Here is an 8,053-nt window from a genome sequence, read left to right on the forward strand (position 1 = left end):
GTTTCACCCACAGGCAAAGTTGGCTATGTCAACATTGCGACAGGTCCGTTAAGCTCGGGTGCGCCAGCGGCGGAAGTACCTATCGAAACCGCCATCAAATTGTTGAAAGACATGGGGGGCAGTTCCATTAAATATTTCCCGATGAAAGGCTTGGCTCGCAAAGAAGAATACCAAGCAGTAGCAGCAGCTTGTGCCAAGTATGACTTTTATTTAGAGCCAACAGGGGGCATTGATTTAGAAAACTTTGAAGAAATTGTTCAGATTGCGGTGGATGCCGGCGTTAAAAAAATCATTCCTCATGTCTACAGCTCAATTATCGATCAAGAAACAGGGGACACTAGAACAGAAGACGTGAAAACGTTACTAACCATGATGAAAAACACATTGAATAAGTAGGTGGCAAAGATGAAAATTGCTGCGTTTGGTGAAGTCATGCTTCGTTTCACTCCGCCAGAGTATCTAATGTTAGAACAAACAGAGCAGTTAAGAATGAACTTTGTAGGGACTGGCGTAAATCTCTTAGCAAATTTGGCTCATTTTCAACTAGAAACAGCATTGATTACGAAATTACCTGCCAATCGTCTTGGTGAAGCTGGCAAAGCAGCGCTAAGGAAGTTAGGAATTTCAGATCAATGGGTAGGAGAAAAGGGCGATCATATTGGTAGTTTTTTTGCAGAAATGGGTTATGGAATCCGCCCCACACAAGTAACTTATCAAAATCGCCATCAGAGTGCTTTTGGCATCAGCGAGGCGAAGGACTACGATTTTGAGGCCTTTTTAGCGGAAGTAGATATGGTGCATATTTGTGGTATTTCGTTAAGTTTAACTGAAAAAACTCGTGATGCTGCTTTGATACTTGCTCAAAAGGCGCATGCCTATCAAAAGAAAGTTTGTTTTGACTTTAATTATCGACCTAGTTTGAATACAGCAAATAGCGCACTCTTTATGCGTCAACAGTACGAACGCATTTTACCTTATTGTGATATTGTTTTTGGCAGTCGTCGTGATTTGGTCGAGCTATTAGGTTTCATTCCGCGAGAAGATTTAGAAGGTGAGGCACAAGAAACTGAACTGATTCAGCGCTTCATGTCTCAATACAATTTGGAATGGTTTGCTGGGACAACGAGAAGTCATTCCCAAAATCAAAACTACTTAAGTGGGTATTTATATACCCAAAATGAGTACCAACAGAGTGAAAAAAGACCGCTTCTTAATCTTGATCGAATTGGTGCTGGTGATGCTTATGCGGCGGGGATTTTATATGGCTATAGCCAAAATTGGTCGTTAGAAAAGGCAGTTACCTTTGCCACAGTCAATGGGGTCCTTGCACATACGATTCAAGGAGATATTCCTTTGACAACGGTCAAACAAGTGAATCACGTTCTTGAGCATCCGAATCTTGATTTAATTCGTTAAAGAAGAAAACCAGAAGAAAAGTCGCGTGTGGCTTTTCTTCTGGTCTTTTTTTCATTATAATTAAAAGAAACAGATTGCAAAGGAGGCAGCAGGATGAGTGTTGCACATCTTTTAACAGTTTTAGAAAATGATGAATTTATTGAACGGATTCAAAAACGACCAGAAGCGTTCATTGGAACGACTGGCTTAGTCGGCTTAGAGAATTTACTTGTTCAGACAATTAACGGTTTATTAGAGTTTTTCATTGAAAAGAATCAAGGGAAAATTGCTATACAGTTATCGCGTCAACAAATCTCTTTTCAGGTATCTTCCACACGACCGCTTGTTTTTGAACAAAAGCAAGTCGATTTAGAACCGCCTTTTCTGTATTTATCTGTTTTACAAGCCTTCTCAAAACAAGTAGGAATCAGTATCGATCAAGAAAAACAGCGGACTATTTTTATTTATCATCAAGGGCAATTGAAAAAACGATTATTATTACCTATTGAAGAAACCCAGGAACGAATTGAAGTCTTATTTTGGCCAGATACGCAAATTTTTGGTACAGAATCACTTTCTTATATGCGTGTTTTACAACAATGTCAACAGATTGCCATGTTGAATCCAGGCTTAAAGATTCTCTTAACACAAGAAGAGGAACAAAAAAATCTTTGTTATTACCCTAAAGGTTTAAGTAATTATTTATTTGAAAAAGATAACCCATTAACTAGAAAAGCTGCACCGATTATTCAAGCCAAGCAAACAGAATTGGCCCTTGTTCAATTTATTTTGAGTAAAAATCATGCGCCGCAAGTGCAAAAAACATTTGTTAATGGGCATTATCCTAGTCTTGGTGGAACCCACTATGAGGGTTTTCTTGATGGCGTAGTGGCCGCCTTTAATCAATTTTTAGAGGAGCAACATTACTCATTATCTGTGACAGCAGATAGTTTTTTAGCAGAATTTGATTTTGTTTTAGCCATTACGATACCAAAGCCCCGCTACACTGATGCAACGAAAACCATTTTAAGAAATACAGAGTTATATGAAGTGGTTAAAGAAGTCGTTTTTGACGAATTACAACACTACTTTCAACGTCATCCCAAATGGTTAGAGCAAGGAAGAAGCGAGGGAAATGAATGAAAATTTTTGTCGATGGCGATGGTTCACCTGTGAAAGAGACGGTTATTGAAGTCGCTGTAGAGAAAGCTTTGGATGTGGTGATTGTTACTAGTGTAGATCATTATTCCTTAAAAGATTATCCAGAAAATGTCTCTTTTGTGTATGTTGATAAAGGAGCGGATGCTGCTGATTTTAAAATTGTGCAGTTAATAAAAAAAGGGGATTTTTTAATTACACAAGATTATGGCTTAGCTTCCTTGGTTTTGCCAAAGGGAGTGTCAGTTTTACATCAACTAGGTTATCAATATACGAAAGAAAATATTGATGGCTTGTTAGAACAACGCTATTTTAGTGGCCAAATTCGGCGAAAAGGTGGCCGAACGAAAGGACCTAAACCTTTTACAGACAAAGATAGAACAACGTTTAAACAAGCCCTTATTGAGCTGGTGGAACGGAGTCTTTAGCAAGGAAAAGGCAAGCAAAGAATTTTGCCTTCACTAAATTTGCTTCTATTATGAAACTGGGTTTTATGCTAAAATAAGTAAGGATAATTTGAAAAATAATTTTTTCTAAAAGACAGGAAAGAAACTAGGAGGACAAGCATTTGAAGATTATTTTGTTGTATGGCGGCAGAAGTGAAGAGCACGATGTGTCTGTTTTGTCTGCATATTCCGTTTTAAATGCAATCTATTATAAATATTATCAAGTACAGTTAGTCTTTATTAGTAAAGACGGTCAATGGGTAAAAGGCCCTCTCTTATCTGAACGACCACAAAATAAAGAAGTTTTACATTTAACTTGGGCACAAACACCTGAAGAAACAGGCGAATTTTCAGGAAAACGAATCAGTCCTTCGGAAATTTATGAAGAAGAAGCGATTGTTTTCCCTGTTTTACATGGGCCAAATGGTGAAGATGGAACAATTCAAGGATTCATGGAAACCATTAATATGCCTTATGTAGGCGCAGGTGTCTTAGCTAGTGCTAACGCAATGGACAAAATCATGACGAAATATCTTTTACAAACTGTTGGCATTCCACAAGTACCATTCGTGCCAGTTTTAAGAAGTGACTGGAAAGGAAATCCAAAAGAAGTCTTTGAAAAATGTGAAGGTTCTTTAATCTATCCGGTCTTTGTTAAACCCGCCAATATGGGTTCTAGTGTCGGAATTAGCAAAGCGGAAAATCGTGAAGAATTGCAAGAAGCATTGGAAGAAGCTTTCCGTTATGATGCCCGAGCAATTGTTGAACAAGGGATTGAAGCACGTGAAATTGAAGTAGCCATTTTAGGAAATGAAGATGTCCGTACGACTTTACCTGGTGAAGTGGTGAAAGATGTCGCTTTCTATGATTATGATGCAAAATACATCAATAACACGATTGAAATGCAAATCCCAGCGCATGTTCCAGAAGAAGTAGCTCATCAAGCGCAAGAATACGCTAAAAAAGCGTATATTATGTTAGATGGAAGTGGCTTAAGTCGCTGTGATTTCTTCTTAACAAGCAAAAACGAATTATTCCTGAATGAATTGAACACCATGCCTGGTTTTACTGACTTTAGTATGTATCCTTTACTGTGGGAAAATATGGGCTTGAAATACAGTGATTTAATTGAGGAACTGATTCAGTTAGCTTTGAATCGTTTTAAACAACGCCAAGAATTTTATAATAACTAAGAAGAAAAAATCACACAAGACTGGGACATGACAAGACTTTGGCATGTCCCAGTCCCTGTGTCAGAGGAGCAAAACATAATGAAATTAACCTTCTGGGAAGTAGCGCAAGCGGTTGAAGCCAGTAATGATTGGCAACAATGGCCTGATTTTCCTTTAACAGGCATTGAATTTGATAGTCGTAAAATTGTGAAAGGAAATCTCTTTGTTCCTTTACAAGGTGAAAATGATGGTCATCGTTTTATTGAGAGTGCCATGGCTAATGGCTGTCAGGCCGCTTTTTGGGGACAGGATTTAGTCGATGCGCCGCAACAATTGCCTGTTTTGCATGTTACTGATCCACTGGTTGCTATGCAAAAATTAGCTACCTATTATTTAAATAAAATGCAACCGAATGTCATCGCTGTGACTGGCAGTAATGGAAAAACCACCACTAAAGATTTAATTGCTGCTGTGTTATCTGAAAAGTTTGTGACTTACAAAACGCAAGGCAATTACAATAATCAAATTGGCTTACCCTATACTATTTTACACATGCCTGATGAAACAGAAAAACTGATTTTAGAAATGGGCATGGATCATGCTCAGGAAATTTCTTTCCTTTCCAATCTGGCTCAGCCAGAAGTTGCCGCCATCACAATGATTGGCGAAGCCCATGTGGAAAATTTAGGCTCACGAGCAGGCATTGCACAAGCAAAAATGGAAATCGTAGATGGTTTAGCCAAAGACGGTAGTTTATTTGTGCCAAGCGATGAACCTTTGCTAGAACCATTGGTGGAAAAAGTCACTCAACAAGTGATTACTTTTGGTTTTAGCCAGGAAAGTCAACTTCAAGGAATCGTCACAAATGAAGCCAAAGAGCAAACCTCATTCAAAATCAGTGATACACAAATGACGTTTACGATTCCAGTGCCAGGAACCTATAATGTCACCAATGCATTAATCGCAATTGGCATTGGTCGTTATTTCCAATTAACGGATAGTGAGATTCAAAAAGGGTTGGCTACAGCGGAACTAACAAAGAATCGGACAGAATGGCTGAAAGCAGCGAATGGTGCTGAAATTTTAAGTGACGTGTACAATGCCAATCCGACAGCTATGGGTCTTGTTCTGGACAGTTTTAGCAAAATGTCCAAAGTAGGAAAACGAATTGCTGTTTTAGGAGACATGCTAGAATTAGGTCCTGATTCTGCTGCCATGCATCAAGCAATGGCGCAGCATTTAGCCCCAGATGCGATTGAAGAAGTCTTTTTATATGGTTCTGAAATGGCTTATTTAGCTGATAAATTGCAAGAAACCTATGCACCAGCTAACATTCATTCTTTTAAAAAAGAAGAAAAAAATGAGTTGATTGAAGCTGTCAAAAAAGTTTTACAGCCAGAAGATATGGTGGTTTTAAAGGGAAGTAACGGGATGGGACTTCGTGAAGTCATCGATGCACTTTTGGAAAAGTAAATAAGTTTCATAAAACTTGCTGAAAATAGGATTCTATGATAGAATGACCTATTGCCGGAAGATGACGAGAAAAATTGAATCGTAGTAAATAAAATAGATCTATTTCTATGTTTAATAATAAATGTGAAGCTGAACGACCACGTTTGGCTTTTCTAATGCCATAAGGTGAATTTTTCGGTGAAATCAGGAAAGAAGAAATAGTTGGCACACTATAATGGATTTCTTTTTAACAACTGAAAGTGAAGACACCTGAAACTAGGAAGAAATCGTTCTTTCCGAAACAAAATCTAGGAGGATATCATTTGAAATTTAAAGAACTTGGTTTAGCGCCAGAATTATTATCAGCGGTAGAACGCGCAGGCTTCGAGGAAGCAACCCCTATTCAATCAGAAACAATTCCGTTAGCGTTAGCAGGAAAAGACGTAATCGGACAAGCACAAACAGGAACAGGGAAAACCGCTGCTTTTGGCTTACCAATGCTTAACAAAATTGACGCAGACAACCGCGTTATTCAAGGATTAGTCATTGCACCAACCCGTGAGTTGGCTATCCAAACACAAGAAGAGTTATTCCGTTTAGGCCGCGATAAAAAGATTCGCGTCCAAGCCGTTTACGGTGGGGCTGATATCGGTCGCCAAATCCGTGGACTAAAAGATCGTCCACATATCGTTGTAGGTACACCAGGACGCTTACTAGACCATATTAACCGTCGTACCTTGAAATTAGAAACTGTTGAAACATTAGTTTTAGACGAAGCAGATGAAATGTTAAACATGGGCTTCTTGGAAGACATTGAAAAAATCATCTCACAAGTGCCAGAACAACGTCAAACACTTCTATTTTCAGCAACTATGCCGCCAGCAATCAAGAATATTGGCGTGAAATTCATGAAACAACCAGAACATGTGAAGATTAAAGCCAAAGAAATGACGGCTGATTTAATTGATCAATATTATGTACGTTCAAAAGACTTTGAAAAATTTGACATTATGACACGTTTACTAGACGTGCAAACCCCAGAATTGACCATTGTCTTTGGCCGGACAAAACGCCGTGTTGATGAACTTGCCCGCGGGTTAGAAGCGCGTGGTTACAAAGCAGAAGGCATCCATGGCGACCTATCACAACAAAAACGGATGAGCGTTTTACGTTCATTCAAAAATGGTAACTTAGATATCTTAGTGGCAACAGATGTAGCAGCACGTGGGTTAGATATTTCAGGTGTCACCCATGTCTATAACTACGATATTCCACAAGATCCAGAAAGTTATGTTCACCGTATTGGTCGGACAGGTCGTGCTGGTAAAGGTGGTATGTCTGTGACGTTTGTAACACCAAACGAAATGGGTTACTTACATGTCATCGAAAACCTAACGAAAAAACGGATGACACCATTACGTCCACCAACCGAAAAAGAAGCATTTAAAGGACAATTAAGTGCAGCTGTTGAAACCATCGAAAGTGATCTAGAAGAAAATGGTTTAGACAAATATCTAGAATCTGCTGAAGCGTTATTAGAAAAATATTCAGCGACAGACTTAGCTGCGTTATTATTAAAAACAGTAGCGAAAGATCCAGCAGATGCGGTTCCTGTAAAAATTACCCCAGAACGACCATTGCCTTCAAATAAAAAAGGCTTTAACAAAAATGGCCGTGGTGGTGGCGGTGGGAACAACCGTAATCGCAACCGTGGTGGCAATGGTAAAGGTGGCAGCTATCGTGGCAACAAAAACCATAAAGATGGCGACCGTAATTACAAAAATAGCGACCGCAAAAATAAAGATCAACGTGGCGGCAAACGTCATAACGATAAAAAACGTGGTTTCGTCATTCGCGAAAACGCCAAATAATCAAAAGAGCGAGTGTTCCGTATATGAACGGAACACTCGCTCTTTTTTGGTAGATAATCGTTAAATAGAAAAACTTAAAAAAAGTAAAAAAGGCATCAAAATGATATAGAAAAAGAAAAACGCCAAAATTATCCAAGTTTTCAACGGGGAATTTAGATTGAAGAGTTTCATTTTTTGTTGTAGCAAATGAATGGTTACGATCCAAACCAGTTGCAAGAGAAAAAATAGGCTGGGATTTTTAAAGAAGATTGGAAATATGTAGAGCAACAAAGTAAAAATAAATAGGGCGCAACGAAGTAACTTTTTTTGCCGAGAAGTTAAAGTCATACATTTTTCTCCTTTTTCTTTTTATTCTCCCATAAGTAGCCAAAATTTTATATAAAATATCAGAACATCCGCTTAGTTTCCTGATTTTTTTCTGATACTTCTTAGTTGTTGTCTTACTTTTATGATTTGTCAAATTAAGTTAGAATAAAATGCTTCTTGTACATAGCTCAAAAATATCTCAATTGGTGTTCTGTAATTCAATGATTTTCTTGGAATATGATTACGTTGATTG

8 protein-coding genes and 1 pseudogene are annotated in these 8,053 nt (G+C 38.4%); 7 read left to right on the plus strand and 2 right to left on the minus strand.

The window, feature by feature from the left end:
* The 7 genes from KQI94_RS14500 to KQI94_RS14530 form a co-directional block, all read left to right on the plus strand.
* Positions 1-396: KDGP aldolase (locus KQI94_RS14500; protein ID WP_216454547.1), on the plus strand; the 396-nt coding region annotated here is incomplete at its 5' end.
* A gap of 9 nt (positions 397-405) precedes the next feature.
* Entirely contained in the window at positions 406-1,416 is a 1,011-nt protein-coding gene (locus tag KQI94_RS14505; protein ID WP_002355718.1) for a sugar kinase, read from the plus strand.
* 93 nt (positions 1,417-1,509) lie between these two features.
* Entirely contained in the window at positions 1,510-2,538 is a 1,029-nt protein-coding gene (locus KQI94_RS14510; RefSeq protein ID WP_002355719.1) for a hypothetical protein, read from the plus strand.
* Complete coding sequence (locus KQI94_RS14515; protein ID WP_002385002.1) at positions 2,535-2,981, plus strand: YaiI/YqxD family protein; 447 nt, start codon at positions 2,535-2,537, stop codon at positions 2,979-2,981. Before KQI94_RS14510 ends, KQI94_RS14515 begins: the two co-directional genes overlap by 4 nt.
* A gap of 140 nt (positions 2,982-3,121) precedes the next feature.
* Positions 3,122-4,192, plus strand: a complete 1,071-nt coding sequence (locus KQI94_RS14520) for a D-alanine--D-alanine ligase (RefSeq protein WP_002355721.1) — start codon at positions 3,122-3,124, stop codon at positions 4,190-4,192.
* A 78-nt stretch (positions 4,193-4,270) separates the two neighbouring features.
* The gene (gene murF, locus KQI94_RS14525) at positions 4,271-5,644 is read left to right on the plus strand and encodes a UDP-N-acetylmuramoyl-tripeptide--D-alanyl-D-alanine ligase (protein ID WP_002355722.1); all 1,374 of its coding nucleotides are present in this window, start codon (positions 4,271-4,273) and stop codon (positions 5,642-5,644) included.
* Positions 5,645-5,946: 302 nt separating this feature from the next.
* Positions 5,947-7,494 carry a DEAD/DEAH box helicase gene (locus KQI94_RS14530; protein ID WP_002355724.1) on the plus strand — a complete coding sequence of 516 codons (1,548 nt, stop codon included), beginning with the start codon at positions 5,947-5,949 and terminating at the stop codon, positions 7,492-7,494.
* A gap of 60 nt (positions 7,495-7,554) precedes the next feature.
* Here KQI94_RS14530 and KQI94_RS16835 read toward each other — a convergent pair whose 3' ends face one another.
* Together KQI94_RS16835 and KQI94_RS14535 are read right to left on the minus strand one after the other, a co-directional pair.
* On the minus strand, positions 7,555-7,821 hold the full coding sequence (locus KQI94_RS16835) for a hypothetical protein (RefSeq protein ID WP_002388498.1): 267 nt from the start codon (positions 7,819-7,821) through the stop codon (positions 7,555-7,557).
* A 129-nt stretch (positions 7,822-7,950) separates the two neighbouring features.
* Positions 7,951-8,053, minus strand: a pseudogene (locus KQI94_RS14535) (IS30 family transposase); the annotation flags it as partial.

The organism is Enterococcus sp. S183_ASV_20 (assembly GCF_018919685.1).
Taxonomy (GTDB): Bacteria; Bacillota; Bacilli; order Lactobacillales; family Enterococcaceae; genus Enterococcus; species Enterococcus faecalis.

Bases quoted from the DNA above. Each gene is read 5' to 3' on its own strand.
- KQI94_RS14505 (WP_002355718.1), top strand. From the start codon at position 406: ATGAAAATTGCTGCGTTTGGTGAAGTCATGCTTCGTTTCACTCCGCCA.
- KQI94_RS14510 (WP_002355719.1), top strand. From the start codon at position 1,510: ATGAGTGTTGCACATCTTTTAACAGTTTTAGAAAATGATGAATTTATT.
- KQI94_RS14515 (WP_002385002.1), top strand. From the start codon at position 2,535: ATGAAAATTTTTGTCGATGGCGATGGTTCACCTGTGAAAGAGACGGTT.
- murF (WP_002355722.1), top strand. From the start codon at position 4,271: ATGAAATTAACCTTCTGGGAAGTAGCGCAAGCGGTTGAAGCCAGTAAT.
- KQI94_RS16835 (WP_002388498.1), bottom strand. From the start codon at position 7,821: ATGACTTTAACTTCTCGGCAAAAAAAGTTACTTCGTTGCGCCCTATTT.